Source organism: Psychrobacillus sp. FSL K6-4615, assembly GCF_038008225.1.
In the GTDB taxonomy this organism is placed as follows: Bacteria; Bacillota; Bacilli; order Bacillales_A; family Planococcaceae; genus Psychrobacillus; species Psychrobacillus psychrotolerans.
The window spans coordinates 2,823,135-2,842,072 of the sequence record NZ_JBBOYQ010000001.1; the positions used below are offsets into that span (position 1 = coordinate 2,823,135).

Sequence of the window (18,938 nt, forward strand, 5' to 3'; positions counted from 1 at the left end):
TACAACAAGTAAATTAGTTACGCCTCGTAAAAGTTCTTCTAAAAAAATGCCACTTAGCGTTAGAATGCTAAGTGGCAGGGTTATTAATTTTTCATCTTCGGATCTAGTGCATCTCGGAGTCCATCACCCATCAAGTTAAATCCTACAACTGTTAACATTATTGCTACTCCTGGGAAAATCATCGTCCACGGTGCATTTCTTAAATACATACGGGCATCCGCTAGCATTTTCCCCCATTCAGGAGCAGGCGCTTGAGCTCCCAATCCTAAGAACCCTAGAGCAGCTGCTTCAATAATAGCTGAAGCGATTGCCAGTGTTCCTGCAACAATAACCGGTGCCATAGAATTAGGTAGAATATGAGAAAACAAAATTCGAATGTCCCTCATCCCAATTGCTTTAGCAGATGTTATGTACTCTTCTTCTTTAATACTTAGAACTTTCGAGCGTATTAGGCGACCAAAGTTAGGAATATTAATAATCGCAATAGCAATCAATGCATTTTGTAAAGACGGTCCTAAGACAGAAACTACAGCAATGGCCAATAATATACTTGGAAAAGCTAACATGATATCGAAAATTCTTGAAATAATCATGTCTATCCATTTCCCATAGTAACCTGCAATAATACCTAAAATACTACCAGCTACTACAGAACCAATAACAGAGAAAAACCCTACCATTAAGGAGATTCTAGCTCCATAAATAATTCTAGAGAATATATCACGACCAAAATCATCCGTACCAAACCAATACTTACTAGACGGTGGTTTCAATCGATCTGTTAAAAGCTGATCATTAATACCTTGTGGTGCAAGCCAAGGACCAAAAAATGCTAAAAATAAGAAGAATAAGACAATCCCTGCTCCTACAAGCGCTCCTTTGTTTTTTCGAAAGCTACGCCATGCATCTCGCCAAGGACCGGTCGACGTTTCTTTAGTTACTATTAGTTGATCATTTGTCGCATTCGGAACCATTTCGGACATATCTATTCCTCCTTTTAATCATATTTAATCCTCGGATCTACTAACCCATATAAAATATCTACAAATAAGTTAATCATCACGAATATAAAAGCAACAACCAATATACCGGACTGAATTACTGGATAATCACGGAACGAGATAGCTTCGTAAATATACCTGCCGATTCCTGGCCATCCGAAGATAGTCTCCGTTAAAATAGCGCCTCCAAGTAAAAGCCCAGTTTGAAGTCCAATTACAGTTAATACGGGTATAATTGCATTTTTTAAAGCATGTTTGTAAACTACAAAAAACATTTTCTGCCCTTTAGCTCTAGCAGTACGAACATAATCCGCTCTCATTACTTCAAGCATACTTGATCTAGTCATACGAGCAATTATCGCCATAGGAATTGTTGCTAACGCAATACCAGGTAATATTAAATGTTTCAGTACAGTACCTAGTTGATCGAATCTTCCCTGTATAATTGTATCTATTACATACAAGCTCGTGATGGAGTTAATGGGATCTCGAACCTCTTCTCGACCAGTCGTTGGAAGCCATTGTAATTCAATACCAAAAATCCACTGTTCCATCAAACCTAACCAAAAAATTGGCATGGATACTCCGATTAAAGCTAAGACCATTGCCATATAATCGAACCAAGAGTTTTGGAACCAAGCCGATATAATACCTGCATTAACTCCAATTATTACTGCAATAATAATGGCAAAGAAAGCTAGCTCCATTGTTGCAGCCAAGTATGGCCAAATCTCTTTAGCAACTGGTTGAACCGTTCGCATAGATTCGCCCAAATCACCTTTTAGGAGACCAGCTAAATAGTCAAAGTATTGTGTATACCAAGGCTGGTTCAAGCCTAGTTTAATCTCCAATGCTTCTATCGCTTCTTTAGATGCTAATTGTCCTAATATTACTTGTGCGGGATTACCAGGAATTGCTCGTATGATCATGAAAACAACAAATGTCATACCAAGTAATACAGGTATCAATTGTAATAATCGTTTACCGATATAGTGAAGCATTTTCTTCACCTCTCTAATTTAAATTAAGAAAAGCACAAACGCCTATGTAATTGGAAGTCAGTATATGATTATGATCGTCGTGTCACAACTACTGACCCTCATCATACGCCCCTGATATCTTGAAGCAACTCGAGGGACTAGACGTAGGAGCTAAACAAATGCTGAATAAATACAATATCTAATTTAATGAATAAAGGGGAGAAATCACGAAGACCTCCCCCCTTAAGCTTATTACTTAAAGTCGACCTTGTTTAATCTATCAGAACCAGTTGGATGTGGGAAGAAATTAGTAATTTCAGCATCTCCAGCTAGTAATGGTGTTGAGTGAGCAAGTGGAACCCACGGAGCATCCTCAAAGATTAATTCTTGTGCTTGTTTATAAAGTTCATTACGTTTGTCTTCGTCTACTTCTGTTTGTGCTTCGATTAAGATTTTATGTGTCTCATCGTTTTTGTAGTAGCTATAGTTGTTACTTCCGATATTATCTTCGTCAAGTAAAACATAGATAAAGTTGTCCGCATCTCCATTATCACCAGTCCAACCTAATAAGAATGCATCTGCTTCACCATTTTTAGCTTTTTCTAAATAAGTAGCCCATTCGTAAGATACGATATTAGCAGTAATACCAACATCAGCTAAGTTCTTTTGAATAGCTTCAGCAACTTTTGCACCATCTGGCATATAAGGACGTGGTACAGGCATTGCCCATAGTTCCATTTCAAAACCGTCAGCCATACCAGCATCTGCTAATAATTGCTTCGCTTTTTCTGGATCGTACTCATAACCCGGAATATCTTCATTGTATCCACTAATAGAAGATGGCATAGGGTTTTTCGCTACCTCTGCACGACCTTCAAAGAAAGCGTCCACAATAGCTTGTTTATCAATTGCATAGTTTACAGCTTGACGAACTTTTGGGTTATCGAATGGAGGACGAGTATTTGTTAACCCAAGGTACCCAACATTCATAGATGGACGTTCGAATAGTTGTAGAGCTGCCTCTGACTCAACTGTAGCTCCGTCCGAAGGATTTACACCATCAGCTAAATCAATTTCTCCAGTTAAAAGAGAGTTTAAACGAGCAGAGTTATCAGGAATTGCACGGAAAACAACACGATCTAATTTCGGCTCTTCCGAATTCCAATACTCTTCATACTTTTCAATAGTAATAGAATCATTACGTTTCCACTCTACAAATTTGAATGGTCCAGTACCAACTGGGCTATCTCCATATTTATCTCCTGCTGCTTCAAATGCAGTTGGACTTGCAATAGCGAATGGACTCATTGCAATATTTTTCAAGAAAGGTGCTTGTGCACGCGTAAGTTTGAATATTACCGTGTAATCTCCCTCAGCAGTAACTGATTCAATTACATGACCTTCATCACCAGCATATCCACCGAACATAGACCCATAATAGGGGAATAGATCTTCAGAACCGCTAGCCCAACGTTCAAAGTTTTTAACAACTGCTTCTGCATTAAAATCAGTTCCATCATGGAATTTTACACCTTCACGAAGTGTGAATGTATACGTAAGTCCATCTTCAGATGGCTCCCACTTTGTAGCTAATCCTTCATTAATTGTTGTATCTTGCTCACCAAAGTTTAATAAAGTTTCTTGCACGTTTTGTGTAACTTTGAATGATTCACCATCCGTTACAGCAGCTGGATCGAGTGAAACAGAATCTCCTCCACGACCAAAGATTAATACTTTATCTTCCGCAGTTTCTGTAGTTCCCTTGTCATTATCTTTTTTTGTATCGCCGTCTGATGAATCGTCAGATGAACACGCAGCAAGTACCATAGTAAGTGCAACGAACATCAGCAGCAAAAATGACCATATCTTCGTTTTTCCCATTTGGACCCCTCCAATTATTTATTTATTATCAATGCTGCAATTGCTCATTATATAAATGGCATGCAACAAAATGACCTGTTTTAGCTTCTTGTAATTGTGGAACATCCTTCACACAAATATCCATCTTAAAAGGACATCTTGTATGGAAGGTACACCCAGAAGGTGGATTTGAGGGACTTGGAATGTCTCCTTCTAAAATAATTTGTTCCCGTTTAAACTCCGGATCTGGAACTGGAACTGCAGAAAGTAAAGCTTTTGTATAAGGATGTAAAGGTTCAGCGTACATGGATTCACTTGTAGCGAGTTCTACCATTCTTCCTAAATACATTACCCCTACACGATCACTGATATGGCGAACAACTCCCAAATCATGAGCAATAAAGATATAAGTTAACTTGAGCTCCTTCTGTAAATCTTGCATGAGATTCAAGACTTGTGCCTGTATCGAAACGTCGAGTGCCGACACTGGCTCATCCGCTATTATCAACTTCGGATTAGTCATCAATGCTCTTGCTATTCCTATACGTTGCCTTTGTCCTCCACTAAATTGATGTGGATAACGTTTGGCATGATAGCTACTTAAACCGACAATTTCTAGAAAGTCATGTACTTTCTTTTTTCTACTCTTTGGGTCTCCAATATTATGGACAATTAAAGGCTCCATTAGAATCTTTTCAATTGTATGACGAGGATTTAAAGAAGCATAAGGATCTTGGAATACCATTTGTATTTCACGTCTAGCTTTTCTCATCTCATCATTTGAAATACTCGTTAGATCTTTTCCGTTAAACGTCACTTTTCCTTCAGTAGGCTCTAGTAATCTCATAAGCATCCTGCCTGTAGTAGATTTACCACAACCAGATTCACCCACTATTCCTAGAGTTTCTCCTTCATTTACAAAGAAAGAAATATCATCTACAGCTTTCACATTACCTGTATGTTTTCCTAACATCCCAGTACGTATTGGAAAATACTTTTTCAATCCTTCAACTTTTAACAGCGGCTCTGTCATCTTCCAAAACCTCCTTTTCATCGTATAAGAAGCATCTTGTTTTATGACCTTCAGCTGTTTCATATAGAGGAGGATTTTCTTCCGTACATCTTCCTACTACAAATTCACAGCGAGCTGCAAATCTGCAACCTTGTTTGATGGATCCAGGTTTTGGAACACTCCCAGGAATAGAGTAGAGGCGCTGTTTTTTATATCGCATATCTGGAACAGAAGCAATTAAACCTTTTGTATATGGATGCTGTGGGTTATTAAAGATTGTATCCACGGTGCCCTCTTCTACTACTTTTCCTGCATACATCACTACAACTCGTTCACAAGTTTCAGCTACTACGCCTAGATCATGCGTTATTAATATTACCGCCGTATTCAGCCGTTCATTTAACTCGCGCATTAACTTTAATATTTGGGCTTGAATAGTTACATCTAAAGCTGTTGTCGGTTCATCAGCTATCAAGAGCTTGGGATCACAAACTAATGCCATAGCTATCATTACACGTTGTCTCATTCCACCGGAGAGCTGATGTGGATAGTCATTCATAAGTTCTTCTGCTCTCGGAAGTCCAACTAGTTTTAGCATTTCTATCGCTCTTGCTTTCGCTTTCTTTTTGTTCCAGTCTTTCTTATGTAAGGTTATTGCCTCTAGTAATTGATTTCCAATTGTAAATAAAGGATTTAATGATGTCATTGGTTCTTGGAAAATCATTGCCACATCGTTGCCGCGGACTTTGCGCATTTCTTTCTCAGAAAACTTTGTTAAGTCTTTGCCCTCAAACAATATTTGACCACTCGTAATTTTCCCTGGTGGACTTGGAACTAGTCCCATGATGGAAAGAGAAGTAACACTTTTTCCACATCCTGATTCTCCAACAATACCTAGAATCTCGCCTTCTCTTACATGAAAATCAATATGATCTACGGATGGAATAACACCATCATCTGTGAAAAAGGACGTTTGAAGATCTTTCACTTCCAAAATTGTTTGTCGTTCACTCATGATGTTCCCTCTTTTCACAAATATTCGAATCTTCTAACTAAAGTACTATAAATGATATTTTACACAAAAAATTCTGTTATGCAACACTTTTCTGAAAAATCATACGACTATCCTCCCTTCCTAAATATAAAAAAACATCTTATAAGCGGAAGAAACACTTATAAGATGTTTGAGTAATTATTCTGTATCAAGTTGTTGAATTTGAAATAGATTGTAATAAGTATTTTTTTGTTTCATCAATTGCGCATGTGAACCGTTCTCAATCACTTTACCATTTTCAATAACGATTATATTATCGGCATGCGTAATAGTAGATAGACGGTGTGCTACGATTATGGTCGTACGATTGGAAGCTAGCTTCTCTAAAGAATCCTGTATTAAAGATTCACTCTCTAAGTCTAATGCTGAAGTTGCTTCATCTAGAACTAAAATAGATGGATTTTTCAAAAATACTCTGGCGATCGCAACACGCTGCTTTTGACCTCCTGAAAGTTTCACTCCACGCTCTCCGACTTTTGTTTCATATCCTTCAGGAAGCTCCATGATAAAGTCATGTGCGTTTGCTGCTATAGCCGCTTCCATTACTTCTTCATCTGTAGCACCAGGTTTCCCCATTAAAATATTGGACTTGACCGAATCACTAAAAAGAATATTATCTTGTAGCACTATACCGATTTGCTTTCTTAAGGATTCAATGGTGACATCACGAACATCCTTACCGTCAATTAGTATTTGTCCCTTAGTAACATCATAAAATCTAGGAATTAAGCTAATAATAGTCGATTTACCGCCGCCACTCATACCTACAAAAGCTACTGTTTCACCTGCATTAACACGGAAATCGATATCCTCTAAAATCATATGTCCATCTTTTTCATACTGGAATGATACGTTAGAAAATGTCACTTCTCCGCTAGAGGTTCCTAAAGTAGAAGCACCTTTTTTATCGACAATATCATACTCTTCATCCATTAGCTCAAATACACGATCCATCGAAGCGAATGATTGCGTTAATGTTGTGGATGAATTGACTAAACGTCTTAACGGGCTGTATAAGCGCTCCACATAAGCAATAAATGCAGCCATTGTCCCTACAGAAAGTCTTCCATGAATAGCTTCATAACCCGCATAAGCAATAACAAGTAAAGGAGCAATATCTGTAATCGTATTAACTACTGCAAATGCTTTTGCATTCCATACTGTTTGTTTTACTGCTGCATCTAAAAATTCTCCATTTGTCTCATTAAATAATTTTTGTTCATGCTTTTCTAGCGTAAAGGTTTTAATAATACTCATTCCTTGTACACGCTCATGTAAGTAACTTTGAACACCAGCTAATGCTTGAGAACGCTCTTTTGTTAAATCCCGTAATCTTCCGAAGAAGTATTTAACGCTGAATGCATAGAACGGAAATGCTAATAATGTAACTAAAGTAAGCTTTACATTCATCGTTAACATGATGCCGATAGCGATTAAAATAGTCGCTAGGTCCAACCAGACGTTCATCAATCCAATCATGACAAAATTTTTCGTCTGCTCCACATCATTGATAACTCGAGAAATAACCTCACCAGCACGTGTGTTGGAGTAGTACTTTAAGCTAAGCTTTTGTAAATGGATATACATTTTCTTACGTATATCAAACAAGATTTTATTACTCACTAATTGCGCTAAGTATTGTCTATAATACTCTATTGGTGGTCGAACGATTAAGAATACTAATGCAGTCCCGCCAAGCCAATATATTAATTGAGTCATTTTTTCATCATTGGTTAATGCTTCTGCTCCGATAATATCATCAATTACAATCTTGATAAGAATCGGAATAAATAATGGGATAGCAAATTTTATAACCCCTATGACGATTGTCAAGAAAATTTGAAAGTTATACGGTTTTACAAATTCCATATATCTTTTCATCGAATTCATATAAAAACTCCCTTCTACCATGAGAAAAACCTGTTGCATATTTCAACAGGTTTCTCTAACTACTCATTCAACTGTTTTTGAAAATGATAACGACTTGTCCAAGCCTCAATAAAATCTGGTGCAAACGGACCTTTTCTTTGTTTGATCCAGGAAATGAGCTTCTCGACATTTCGATTTAAAATACCATCAATTTCTTCTGGATATTTCATTTCTTTTTTATGTTGCTCATATTCGTCTTCATCCAGAATTGTGTAGGTCATATCAGGAAATACCTTCACATCTAAATCATAATCAATGTACTTTAGCATTCCATTGTTATAGACAAATGGAGAACTCATGTTGATGTAATAGTATACACCATCTTCTCGTAGCATACAAATAATGTTAAACCAATATTCTGCATGAAAGTAACAAATAGAAGGTTCTCTAGTAATCCAAGTTCTACCATCGGATTCAATTACAAGTGTTCGTTCATTTGCTCCAATTACAATATTTTTGGTTCCTTTTAAAACCATCGTTTCTTGCCAGACCCGGTGGATTCGACCATTATGCTTGTAGCTGTGAATTTGAATAGTTTCTCCTTCATTTGGAATCGCCATGATTTAGCCACCTTTTCATCAAGCGTAAATTTAGAATTTTTATACTTATTTTCTTATTATAGCAATTCAATGTAAAAAACTATAGTAAAAAAATCAGCGAGGGTTATTTACCCTCGCTGATTTTTGGTGAATCCATGTTATTTAGTTCGGTTAGAAGAACGATTTGCTTGTGGACCGCTAGCTTGTTGTTTTTTCAACTCTGCTTGACGATTTTGTTCTTTAACTTTTTGAATATCAGTTTCAGAAGCAAACTCTTGGTTTTGGTTCTGCTGTTTTCTGTTATTCTTCATGGATTGTTCACCTCCGTACATTCCTATCATGTGCAGATGGCATAATTTTATTCATTCTTTGAGTCAATTTCATATAGAGTACTAGCAATAAAAGAAATTTCTACACGGATGTGCGCTGCCGCACGCTACGCATGAGCCTTTAAGGATGAGTCACTCCGTTCCTTCACCCTTTTAACGTCTCATTCTTCGCGCTCATGCGGCTTGGAAGGCGCACATCCAACCGACCACTGTGTATGAAGTAATAGCTACTATAAATAGATAGTCATTTATGAATCTAGCTTACATTTGCATCTTCGCCTTCAAGTTTAGATAGACAGTCTTCATTATACCAATATAAGAAGTTTTACTCAGATGTGGCCGTCGCACGCTATGCATTTATGTCTTCCTAGCTGAAAAATTAGTGGGAGTGTAAGACACTACATTTTTAACGATCTTCCGCCATCGACAATAATTGTTTGGCCTCTAATCATGGAAGCGTCATCAGATAGCAAGAACATAGCTGTTTTGACCATGTCATCTATTTCTACCATCCGTCCTGCTGGTGTATTTACTCTGGCATCGTCTAGTAATTCATCTCGATTTGGAAAATGCTTGAGTGCGTCAGTGTCGAGCGCACCACCAGATACAGTATTTACTACAATTCCTTTAGGTGCAAGCTCCACTGCTAAATACCTTGTGAGTGATTCTATTGCGGCTTTTGAAACTCCGACTGTTGTGTAGTTTTCTAAATAACGGATAGACCCTAAAGAACTGATCCCCAAAATTTTCCCACCGTCTGGCATTAACTTAGCCGCTTCCTGGGCACCAAATAACATTCCTTTGGCGTTAATATTCATTGTCCAGTCCCAATGTGATTCCTCTAATTCCATAATAGGTCTTAAAACACCGGAAGCAGCATTGCTAACAAAAATATCTAAACGACCAAACTCTTCTTTAATAGTGTGGAACATAACACGAAGCTTTTCCACATCTCCTACATTCGCCTTTACTAAAAGTGCTTTTCTTCCTAGGATTTCAATTTCCTTCACTGTCTCAAGAGCAGCGGTTTTACTTCGAGCATAGTTTACGACGATATCATATCCGTTTTTGGCAAGTTCGATAGCAATAGCTTTCCCTAAACCTCTGCTACTACCTGTAACTAAAGCTACTTTATTTGTTGTCATTTTCAAATCTCCCTCTCTTTCCATGCATTCCAAATTTTCAACATCGGGACGGGCATCGGTTGTAGATTTATTTCTTCTATAGTAAGCCACTTACAACGATTTGGAAGCTCTTTTTCCTGCTTCAAGATTGCTTCAAAACTTTCCATTTCCCATACTAGGTGCGAAAACACATGTTTAAACTCATTGATTAACGGACCTTTTTCAATCTCTATTCCGTAATCATGTTCGACAATCTCTTCTACTGTATGGTTAGGCGTTGGTAACTCTACCATTGGGAATTGCCACATATTCGCTAGTAAGCCTTTAGAAGCTCGTTTTTCAAGTAATACATGTCCATCCTTATTCTGTATAACTACGGTTTTCACTTTATGGGTCTTTGATTTCTTTTGAATTGTTTTTATAGGCAACTCATCTTGCACACCTTCAAAAAATGCAGAGCAATTTTCTCTTATTGGACACAAAAGACATTTTGGTTTAGTTGGGGTACAAATTACTGCACCTAGTTCCATAAGACCTTGGTTAAAGGCAGAGGGATTTTCACGATCTATCAAATCCATTACTGCCTCTTCAAATATTTTCTTTGTTTTTGGCTTCGCAATGTCTTCTTTTATCAATAAGACTCTAGAAAGTACACGCATAACATTACCATCTACAGCATGTTCTGGCACTCCGTATGCAATACTTAAAATAGCACCAGCAGTATATGGACCAATACCTTTCAACTTGGAAATTTCTTTTCGATTGGAAGGTACAACGCTATTATAATGTTCAACTACTTCTTTTACACCACTCTGTAAGTTTCTGGCACGGGAATAATAACCTAATCCTTCCCATTCTTTTAATAGTTCTCCTTCTTCTGCATTAGCTAATGATTGTGGTGAAGGATATTTTGCGATAAATCTTTCATAATAAGGAATAACAGTATCCACTTTTGTTTGTTGTAGCATTACTTCGGAAACCCAAATTTTATATGGGTCTGTTGTTTTCCTCCACGGCAAGTCACGTTTTTCTTCTAAAAACCATGAAACTAGTGATTCTCTAACATTTTTTTTGTATAATTCGTTCACTGTAAAATCCTTCCTTGCGATTATTGACATTAAATTTGGGTATATGAATAGTAGCGGCTTTGTTTTTTAACTAATCTATTTTAAGATGTAGTAAGCTGTAATCCTAAAGGAGCTGGTTGTATGGACACAGGTACACATGTTGTTATGGGTGTTGCACTAGGCGGTCTCTCTCTTATTGACCCCGTTGTTGCAGGGAGCACACTTACAACGACTGCAGTTATAGCAGGTACAATTATAGGCTCTCAAGCCCCTGATATAGATACTGTTCTAAAATTACGCAATAATGCAGTTTATATTCGACATCATCGTGGAATTACCCACTCAATTCCAGCCGTTATTTTATGGCCTATTTTAATAGCAGGTGTGTTATGGCTTATTTTCCCTGAAGCCAATTTACTGCATTTATGGTTATGGACTTTTCTTGCTGTATTTGTACATGTTTTTGTAGATATCTTCAATTCTTATGGAACTCAAGCTTTAAGGCCATTTTCAAAGAAATGGGTTGCCCTGGGAGTTATTAATACATTTGATCCAATTATTTTTGGTATTCATGTGGTTGGTATACTTTTATGGATGTTAAGCTTAAATCCTGTACCAACTTTTCTTACTATGTACGCTATTATTTTCCTGTACTATATTTTACGATTCGCCGTACAGCATGCAGTGAAAAATTCTGTTAAGCATACTATTCCCGATGCAGATGAAATTATTGTTGCACCTACGATGAAATTTTTTCAATGGAGAGTAGCTGCAAATTCTAAAACACATCATTATGTAGGAAGAGCATACGGCAGATCTATCACTATTTATGATAAGTTCGAACGTAATCCGCTGCCCGAATCTGATTTAGTAAAAGCTGCTTTGAAAGACCAAAATATGAGTGCATTTACTTCGTTTTCTCCTATATACCGCTGGGAGATTACAGAATTTGAGCATATATATGAAGTAAGACTAATTGACTTACGATATCGCAGTAATGACTTTTATCCATTCGTAGCCGTGGCACATTTAAATGAAGATCTAGAAATAGTCAATTCCTACACAGGTTGGATATTTAGTGAGGATAAGCTACGTAAAAAGCTAGATTTTATCCCACATAACTAATAAAGAAAAAACGCTAGGATACATTTCCTAGCGTTTTTAATTGCTAAAATCGTCGGTCTCCAATAAATGTTTATACTTCTCGTTCGTATTTGCAAATTCATGTAGCTGTGCACCGTAGCCATCTATCCATTTTCTAATGACCATTTCTGTGACAGCAGCCCCTTTATAATCATATCCAGCTTTGGCATACGAGGATTCAAAGTCTGACCATAGTAACTCTATCCAAGCTCTTGCCTTTGCAGCAGATAGCTTATCATTTTTTTCTAGAAGTGCGAAAGTTAATTCATCTATTTTTGTTTGCATATTATTTTCTTTCCTCCAGTGATTCTAGCATTGATATTGGCAAGGCCTCTTCATATTTTTCTCCACCTAATCTGTAACCCCATGCAAATCTTCCTTTTAAGTATTCTACCTGAAAAAACACACCAGGATCTCCAATAATTCGGTACATCTCACCTGGTTTAATAGTAGCAGGATCTATTAGAAAAGCTTGGGCCATCAATGCTTTTCTTTCGTAAACGGCATATTCATTTACTATTCCTAGTTGCTCGGCTTTTCGTGATTTCTCTTTTAAATTTGCAATTTCCGTTCTTAGCTCTGGTACAGTCATATCACCATATTTTTTTTCACTCATCTTGCTCTTCCAACTCCTTCTTTTCTATATATAGATCAATTTGTTCTGCAGGAAAACCTTTTTGATATAACGCTGTCTTTATACGTCTTCGTAAATCGTTTCCTTTATACTTAGTCGAATGTTTTCGCCAAATTTTGTCTCCCTGCGTAGCAATTATATCGATCCATTCTTCTTCATTTTTTTCTAATTCGAATGTTGAAAGTGCTTGGGTAATTATACTAAAATTATACCCTTTTCTTTGAAGTGTATCTTGGACTTTTTGTTTTATCTGCCTTGGTGTTTTATCCTGATTTTGATTAATAATCTTTTCTGCCAAAGTTCTCGCTATATCTACTTGCTCTTCTTCTGAATAATTGCCCAATACTTTCTCTTGGAGATCTTTATCAATTCCTTTTTTCTTCAGTTCCTGACGTATTGCAGTAGGTCCTTTTTTGCTATTTTTCTTTTGTGTTTCTACTAAGGCTTTCGTAAAGCTTTCATCATTAAGAAAGCCATACTCATATAATTTTCGAATTGCTTCTAATATAACTGCTTCACCATACTCATTTTGCAATAGTTTTTGTTTTACTTCGTACTCACTTCTCATACGGTAACTTAAAAAGTTAATGGCTTTGTTAAACGCCTTTCTTACTTCATCGTCAAAAACAATTTCATCTAGTGTAAATTCTTCGATGACTTTGCCCTTAGATAATTGGTACTTGATCAGAACTGCTTCATCCAAACTAAATGCATACTTTTCATCCAAATATAAATTATACCGTTCATTATTATTCTTTTGTCGTCCAATTCTCGTAATAACCGGCATTTTCACTCTCTCCATTCGCCTTTCTTCAATTATAGCGTATAAGTTGGTTGGTGATAAATGATTGAACTGTTATGATAAAACTAAGAAGGAGGTTAAAGATAAATGAAAATTGCAATTACTGGAGGAACTGGATTTGTAGGAAGCGAACTGACAGAGTTACTGTTGCAAAAAGGACATGATGTATATATACTATCTCGTTCTAAACAGGGAACGGAACATGGCATAACATATGTACAGTGGCTATCTGAAAATGCCCACCCTGAAAAACAGTTAGAAGGCATCGATGCTTTTGTAAATCTGGCTGGTGAGTCCATTAATAATGGGCGATGGACAGAAGTACAAAAACAAAAAATCTATGATAGTCGGATGCAAACAACGGATGAACTGCTCCGGATATTAAAAGCGCTTGCTGTAAAACCGAAAGTACTAGTAAATGCAAGTGCGATTGGCATTTATCCAGCCTCGACTAGTACAAGATATACAGAAAAATCGAAAGAAGTTGGTACTGACTTTCTAGCTCGAACGGTTCGAGATTGGGAGCTGAAAGCTAAAAGTGCAGAAGAGCTTCAGATACGTGTTGCTTATGGTAGATTCGGAATTATTTTAGGGAAATCTGAAGGTGCACTTCCATTGATGGCATTACCATACAAGCTTTTTGTTGGTGGACCTATTGGAACAGGTGATAATTGGATGTCATGGGTACATGTTAAAGATGTTGCAAGTGCCTTATTATTTGCAATAGAACAACCCATTAATGGTCCATTTAATATTACTGCGCCCCATGCAAAAAAGATGAACGATTTTGGAAAAACCTTAGCAACTGTATTGAAAAGGCCACATTATTTTCCCGTTCCATCTTTTGCTTTAAAGTTTGCTTTAGGTGAAAAAAGTCAGCTTGTCATAGAAGGCCAACATGTTATACCAAAGGTTCTACTGGATGAAGGTTATACATTCCACTTTCCTAATTTAGAAAGTGCTTTACGCGTTATTTATAAATGAATAACTGACTCTTATTGGCGCAACCTACTTAAAAAAGAAAGGTTGCGTTTTTATGTGGAAATCTCACCTAGTAGGAATTATTATTGCAACAATCATTTTAAGTATCGGATTTATGAATAAACCTTTTTCTGCCCAAGCTGATAAGGAAATCCATTGGGGCTTAAAAAAAGCTACAAATGAACAACAAGCAGAAGCAGGTGGAGAAATGGATGCCTTGCTCAAAAAACATGGTTCCATATATAAGGGATCTGCAGATGAAAAAATTCTATATTTTACATTCGATAACGGCTATGAAAACGGCTATACCGAAAGTATTTTAGACACTTTAAAAGCTGAAAATATTCAAGCTACATTCTTTTTAACTGGGCATTATTTAGAAAGTGCAACTCCTTTAGTAAAAAGAATGATTGCAGAAGGACACCAGATTGGCAACCATTCATATGGACACCCGAACCTAGCAAGGCTCTCTAAGGATGGTGTGAAAAAAGAACTGCAAAAATTTGATAAACGTTTAAGTGAACTAACTTCATTAACCCGAACAACCGTCACTCGGCCACCGGAAGGCACTTTTAACGAACAAGTGCTAGAGGCTGCCAATGAAATAGGATATCAGCATATCTTTTGGTCTGTAGCTTTTATTGATTGGCATAAGGATCAGAAAAAAGGTGGTAAATATGCTTATGATGAGCTAATGTCCCAAATCCACCCTGGTGCAATCATCTTAATGCACACAGTATCTCCTGATAATGCAGAAGGCTTACCAATGTTCATCAAGGATGCTAGAAAAATGGGATATACATTTGGAACACTAGATGATCTAGTCATGAATAATCTGGATATTCCGCTTACTTTGCTTCCTGAATAAACTCCTTTATAATAGAAGGAAGATTATAAAGGACGTGAAGGTATGAGTGAAAAATCAGTTATAGAAGTAGGACAAGAATTCCCCCTGACGATTAAACGACTTGGTATCAATGGAGAAGGCGTTGGATTCTTTAAACGTAATGTTGTTTTTGTTAAAGGTGCACTTCCAGGAGAAGTAATTACTGCGAAAGTGACAGTAGCAAATCCTAAGTATGCCGAAGCAGAAGTTAAAACATTAAGAGAACCGTCTCCGCATCGTGTTACTCCACCTTGCCCAGTATATGAATCCTGTGGGGGATGTCAGTTACAGCACATGACTTATGAAAGTCAGCTGCTTGTAAAAAGAGATTTAGTTATACAGGCTTTAGAACGATATGTGAAGGACTTAGCCCCATCAATTGATGTAAGACCAACGATTGGCATGGAAAACCCATGGCACTATCGCAACAAAAGTCAATTCCAAGTGAGAGAATTAGGCGATAAAGTTATTGCTGGATTATACGCGGAAGAATCCAATATGTTAATCGATATTAACGAATGTTCCGTTCAACACCCGGCTACTACCCATATTACAAATGAAATAAAAAGATTCCTGGAAGAAATGAAAATTTCTATCTATGATGGAAGAAATTCTAAAGGAGTCGTCCGCACAATTGTCGTTCGTACGGGTATGAAAACTGGACAAATTCAAGTTACCCTTGTGACAACTCAAAAGAAAATGCATCAAAAAGAAGAACTAGTTCAAAAAATAAGAGCAATTGATCCTAATATAGTGTCCATTAATCAGAATATCAATGCAGAAGATACTTCGCTAATATTTGGTGATACGACGATTAACTTACATGGGAAAGAAACGATTCATGAAAAGCTTGGAGAATTAGCTTTCGATTTATCTGCTCGAGCATTCTTCCAGTTAAATCCGGAACAAACAGTGCATTTGTACAATGAGATCGAAAAAGCAGCGGCTCTTACAGGAGAAGAAACAATCGTAGATGCTTATTGTGGTGTCGGCACCATCGGACTATGGCTTGCAAAAAATGCCAAAGAGGTTCGTGGTATGGATATTATTCAAGAATCTGTTCAAGATGCTAAAAAGAATGCCAAGCGAAATGGCTTCAAAAATACGCAATATGTACATGGTACAGCACAACATTGGTTACAAAAGTGGAAAAATGAAGGATTCGTTCCAGATGTATTAACAGTAGATCCACCACGCGCAGGTTTAGATGATGAATTGTTAAAAACGATCTTGGATATTAAACCAAAACGTTTTGTTTACACATCATGTAACCCATCGACACTGGCGAAGGATTTAGCTGCTCTTAAAGAAATTTACAATATAGAATACATCCAGCCTGTTGATATGTTTGCTCAAACTGCACATGTTGAAGCAGTAACATTATTAATACTAAAATAATAGAAAATCCCGAGAATTATTTCTCGGGATTTTTATTTTTTCTACCAGATTTTAATGATTACTACTTTTCTCACTCCCCACCCTCATCATATCTTCATGAGTTTTAATTTGGAGATCATAGGGAAAGATTAAATTGAACATACTTTTAAAGGAGGAGATTTTTTTGAAAGCTGTCACATATCAAGGTGCCAAAGATGTCCAAGTAAAAGAAGTTCCAGATGCCAAATTAGAAAAACAAGATGATATCCTCGTACGTATTACCACTACAGCTATTTGTGGATCAGATCTTCATATTTATAGAGGTGCCATGCCTACTCGAAAGGACTATGTCATCGGGCATGAACCAATGGGAATAGTGGAAGAGGTTGGACCAGCAGTAACGAAAGTTAAAAAAGGAGATAGAGTAGTTATTCCATTTAACGTATCATGTGGCGAATGTTTTTATTGTCAGAATGAGATGGAAAGCCAATGCAATAACTCTAATGATAATCCAGCCTTGGATACAGGGGGTTACTTTGGTTTTACCGAACGTTATGGTAATTTCCCTGGGGGTCAGGCAGAATACTTACGAGTACCATATGGAAACTATCTGCCGTTCTTAATACCGGAATCTTGTGAACTAGAAGATGAATCTTTGTTATTTCTTTCAGACGTTCTTCCTACTGCCTATTGGAGTGTTGAAAACTCTGGCATGAAAGAAGGAGACACCGTTGCCGTTTTAGGAGCAGGTCCTATCGGTCTGATGGTACAGAAGTTTGCTTGGATGAAAGGTGCAAAGAGAGTAATTGCAGTGGATCATTTAGATTATCGTTTAAAACATTCTATAAAGATGAATAATGTTGAAGTGTATAATTTTGAACAATACGATGATATGGGTTCACATATTAAAGAAATTACTAACGGTGGAGTAGACGTAGTGATTGACTGTGTAGGTATGGACGGTAAAATGTCGATGGTTGAAAAAGTGGAACAAAAGCTAAAACTCCAGGGTGGAACATTAAGTGCTCTAGATATCGGAATAAACGCAGTAAGAAAGTTTGGGACAATTCAATTAACAGGCGTTTACGGGTCATTGTATAATATGTTCCCACTAGGTAATATTTTCGAACGAAATGTAACCCTAAAGATGGGACAAGCCCCAGTTGTACATTATATGCCTACCTTATTTGATAAAATTACGAACGGTGAATTCGATCCAAAAGAAATTATTACACATAGTATGCCATTAGACAAAGCAAGCGATGCTTATAAAACTTTCCATGATCATGAAGAAGAAAGTATTAAATTCGTGTTAAAACCTTAATTATATATAATACATTGGACAGACATTCAACTTGTCTGTCCTTTTCTCATGACATAAGATTCCATTCCGATTCAAGGCAATCTTCAATACTTTTTTGCAAAGGATATAATTTTGGTCTTTTTTGAACTTCAATCAAAAAGCTTTTTAAGAATGACTTGCAGTTTGCATATAAATACCAATACTCTTCTTCACTCACTAACATTTTCTGTTTATGTAATTCATCTGGTATTTGCTGTAACAATGATTGTATTTCTTTTATTTCTAGACCTCGTTCGAGCATCTCCAGTATTGGAACTAATATTCTTTCCTCCTCTTCGTGAATGTAAACAGTAGTGGAAACAAGGACTTTATCCCACAGTGCATTTAAGATTTCTCCAAAGTATTTTTCGTCCACTTTTTTACTTTTTATCAATTCATCCAAAGTATCTGCGACATGCGCTACACTGTGAGCCCATCCTTTATATGGAATATATCCTCTTAAGTCTTTTTCAAGATTAATATAATCTACTATTTTATTCTTTACTTGCAAAATTACATCTTGGCTAAGAAAGTCATCTTCGTTGTCTCTAGATAAGATAAGTGCTATTAAAAGAGTAGTAAAAGACCTTGTGAATACAGTATCTGTGTCTTTATCTCCAATACCTTTCAATAACAAATCCTTTAGTGCCACTTCTAATAGTTCCTTCAACAGATCCTGATCTAGCAAATTCTTTTTTATTATTAAATGATAAAACCAGCTATATATTAATTGATCTCTCAACTCGCCATCTGAAGAACCAATATGTTCAATCATCGATTTGATAATAATGACTGTTTCCTCGGCTTCCCAAATTCTTTCCCCACTTTTAAGCTCCGATAATATCTCTTTAAGTTCCATTGCTTCCATTTGAAAATAT

Annotated in this window: 19 protein-coding genes; 5 read left to right on the forward strand and 14 right to left on the reverse strand. The window is 36.8% G+C overall.

The genetic code is table 11. From position 1 onward, the window contains the following. Window positions 1-83: 83 nt before the first annotated feature. From nikC to mutY, 10 genes are all read right to left on the reverse strand, one after another. Entirely contained in the window at window positions 84-974 is an 891-nt protein-coding gene (gene nikC / locus MKX53_RS14195; protein WP_245762752.1) for a nickel transporter permease, read from the reverse strand. 23 nt (window positions 975-997) lie between these two features. Further along, a complete protein-coding gene (locus MKX53_RS14200; RefSeq protein WP_093538180.1) occupies window positions 998-2,002 on the reverse strand; it encodes an ABC transporter permease in 1,005 nt (334 codons plus the stop codon). A gap of 231 nt (window positions 2,003-2,233) precedes the next feature. Further along, on the reverse strand, window positions 2,234-3,862 hold the full coding sequence (locus MKX53_RS14205) for an ABC transporter substrate-binding protein (protein ID WP_340912060.1): 1,629 nt from the start codon (window positions 3,860-3,862) through the stop codon (window positions 2,234-2,236). Window positions 3,863-3,890: 28 nt separating this feature from the next. After that, window positions 3,891-4,874 carry an ABC transporter ATP-binding protein gene (locus MKX53_RS14210; RefSeq protein WP_340770031.1) on the reverse strand — a complete coding sequence of 328 codons (984 nt, stop codon included), beginning with the start codon at window positions 4,872-4,874 and terminating at the stop codon, window positions 3,891-3,893. Next, the gene (locus MKX53_RS14215; RefSeq protein ID WP_340912063.1) at window positions 4,849-5,868 is read right to left on the reverse strand and encodes an ABC transporter ATP-binding protein; all 1,020 of its coding nucleotides are present in this window, start codon (window positions 5,866-5,868) and stop codon (window positions 4,849-4,851) included. Before MKX53_RS14215 ends, MKX53_RS14210 begins: the two co-directional genes overlap by 26 nt. A 177-nt stretch (window positions 5,869-6,045) precedes the next feature. Next, window positions 6,046-7,797, reverse strand: coding sequence for an ABC transporter ATP-binding protein (locus tag MKX53_RS14220; protein WP_340770034.1), 1,752 nt, complete (start codon window positions 7,795-7,797; stop codon window positions 6,046-6,048). 59 nt (window positions 7,798-7,856) lie between these two features. Continuing rightward, window positions 7,857-8,396, reverse strand: coding sequence for a nucleoside tri-diphosphate phosphatase (ntdP, locus tag MKX53_RS14225; protein WP_093538175.1), 540 nt, complete (start codon window positions 8,394-8,396; stop codon window positions 7,857-7,859). Window positions 8,397-8,533: 137 nt separating this feature from the next. After that, window positions 8,534-8,686, reverse strand: coding sequence for a gamma-type small acid-soluble spore protein (locus MKX53_RS14230; RefSeq protein ID WP_245762747.1), 153 nt, complete (start codon window positions 8,684-8,686; stop codon window positions 8,534-8,536). A 416-nt stretch (window positions 8,687-9,102) separates the two neighbouring features. Further along, window positions 9,103-9,849 carry an enoyl-[acyl-carrier-protein] reductase FabL gene (fabL, locus tag MKX53_RS14235; RefSeq protein WP_340912066.1) on the reverse strand — a complete coding sequence of 249 codons (747 nt, stop codon included), beginning with the start codon at window positions 9,847-9,849 and terminating at the stop codon, window positions 9,103-9,105. Window positions 9,850-9,851: 2 nt separating this feature from the next. After that, entirely contained in the window at window positions 9,852-10,916 is a 1,065-nt protein-coding gene (gene mutY / locus MKX53_RS14240) for an A/G-specific adenine glycosylase (RefSeq protein ID WP_340912068.1), read from the reverse strand. Window positions 10,917-11,036: 120 nt separating this feature from the next. Here mutY and MKX53_RS14245 point away from each other — a divergent pair, with 120 nt between their 5' ends. Then, entirely contained in the window at window positions 11,037-12,020 is a 984-nt protein-coding gene (locus tag MKX53_RS14245; RefSeq protein ID WP_093538171.1) for a metal-dependent hydrolase, read from the forward strand. Between the two features lie 36 nt (window positions 12,021-12,056). Here MKX53_RS14245 and MKX53_RS14250 read toward each other — a convergent pair whose 3' ends face one another. The 3 genes from MKX53_RS14250 to recX are packed head-to-tail and all read right to left on the reverse strand — an operon-like array spanning window position 12,057 to window position 13,459. Continuing rightward, window positions 12,057-12,323 (reverse strand): YfhJ family protein, encoded by a 267-nt coding sequence (locus tag MKX53_RS14250; RefSeq protein ID WP_093538170.1) that lies wholly within the window; start codon window positions 12,321-12,323, stop codon window positions 12,057-12,059. Between the two features lies 1 nt (window position 12,324). Then, window positions 12,325-12,654, reverse strand: coding sequence for a YfhH family protein (locus MKX53_RS14255; RefSeq protein ID WP_093538169.1), 330 nt, complete (start codon window positions 12,652-12,654; stop codon window positions 12,325-12,327). After that, on the reverse strand, window positions 12,647-13,459 hold the full coding sequence (recX, locus tag MKX53_RS14260) for a recombination regulator RecX (protein WP_340763326.1): 813 nt from the start codon (window positions 13,457-13,459) through the stop codon (window positions 12,647-12,649). The genes MKX53_RS14255 and recX overlap by 8 nt, the downstream gene beginning before the upstream one ends. A gap of 102 nt (window positions 13,460-13,561) precedes the next feature. On the opposite strand from recX, the gene MKX53_RS14265 reads away from it, so the two are divergent. The 4 genes from MKX53_RS14265 to MKX53_RS14280 all read left to right on the forward strand — a co-directional run bounded on the left by MKX53_RS14265 (window position 13,562) and on the right by MKX53_RS14280 (window position 18,042). Continuing rightward, window positions 13,562-14,458, forward strand: coding sequence for a TIGR01777 family oxidoreductase (locus MKX53_RS14265; RefSeq protein WP_340912070.1), 897 nt, complete (start codon window positions 13,562-13,564; stop codon window positions 14,456-14,458). Window positions 14,459-14,510: 52 nt separating this feature from the next. Then, window positions 14,511-15,323 carry a polysaccharide deacetylase family protein gene (locus MKX53_RS14270; protein ID WP_340912072.1) on the forward strand — a complete coding sequence of 271 codons (813 nt, stop codon included), beginning with the start codon at window positions 14,511-14,513 and terminating at the stop codon, window positions 15,321-15,323. 42 nt (window positions 15,324-15,365) lie between these two features. Continuing rightward, window positions 15,366-16,739, forward strand: a complete 1,374-nt coding sequence (rlmD, locus tag MKX53_RS14275) for a 23S rRNA (uracil(1939)-C(5))-methyltransferase RlmD (RefSeq protein WP_340912074.1) — start codon at window positions 15,366-15,368, stop codon at window positions 16,737-16,739. Window positions 16,740-16,902: 163 nt separating this feature from the next. Next, complete coding sequence (locus tag MKX53_RS14280; RefSeq protein ID WP_340912076.1) at window positions 16,903-18,042, forward strand: zinc-dependent alcohol dehydrogenase; 1,140 nt, start codon at window positions 16,903-16,905, stop codon at window positions 18,040-18,042. 46 nt (window positions 18,043-18,088) lie between these two features. On the opposite strand, the gene MKX53_RS14285 is transcribed toward MKX53_RS14280, so the two are convergent. Beyond that, window positions 18,089-18,928 (reverse strand): DUF2785 domain-containing protein, encoded by an 840-nt coding sequence (locus tag MKX53_RS14285; RefSeq protein ID WP_340912078.1) that lies wholly within the window; start codon window positions 18,926-18,928, stop codon window positions 18,089-18,091. Between the last annotated feature and the right edge of the window lie 10 nt (window positions 18,929-18,938).